The sequence below is a fragment of the Bacillus sp. FG16 genome (assembly GCF_057809515.1).
Genome location: NZ_JBMDKC010000299.1, coordinates 1 through 636 on the forward strand (window position 1 = coordinate 1; position 636 = coordinate 636).

1 pseudogene is annotated in these 636 nt (G+C 33.6%); it reads left to right on the top strand.

What is annotated here, in order from left to right:
* Nucleotides 1-357 precede the first annotated feature (357 nt).
* Nucleotides 358-555 (top strand): annotated as a pseudogene (locus ACODS7_RS32400) (YiaA/YiaB family inner membrane protein); the annotation flags it as partial.
* Nucleotides 556-636: the final 81 nt, after the last annotated feature.

Genomic DNA, 636 nt, shown 5'->3' on the forward strand with positions numbered 1-636 from the left:
TCACTTGTTTCTTTTTCATAAGGGCTCGTCTCCTTTGAAAATAAAAAAGCAACAGAATACCACAAAATGTAAGCAAACTGTTGCGGAGGAACCCTTATGTACGATAAAATAAGGTACATAAAGAGTTACAGCAAGTGTTTGCCTAGGTTAGTAGGCGGACGGTTAATAAGGTGGTGGAACACCTTATTAACACGCTGTGCTCTTTTATTTTTTGTTAGTTTTATTTTGAATTTTTAAGGTAACAAATTGGTCACAAACAACCAGAAAAGTGTTGCCATTTATAATCTTTGATATAGTACAAAACTGCGTAATATAGCGGTTTGTTGCACGTTTAAGAAATTTAAGTTTTATAGATAATGGACTTCATTTGTTTGTGCGCTTTCAGGTATGCTAATTGGGATTTATACGTTAGATGAAACGCTTAGTGTAAAAGGATACTATTTAATTGGAACATTATTTTTAACGATGTCTTGTTTTGTGTTACAAAAAACAATTCGTGATAACGAAGAAGATAACGAGAGATTCCCAAAAAATAAACCGTTAGATAAAGAGTAAATTGTAAAGAAAGGCATTTGCCTTTCTTTCAGGCTGTGGAGAAAGTCTTCTCTACAGCCTGTTTTTGTGTCTGAACCTCTT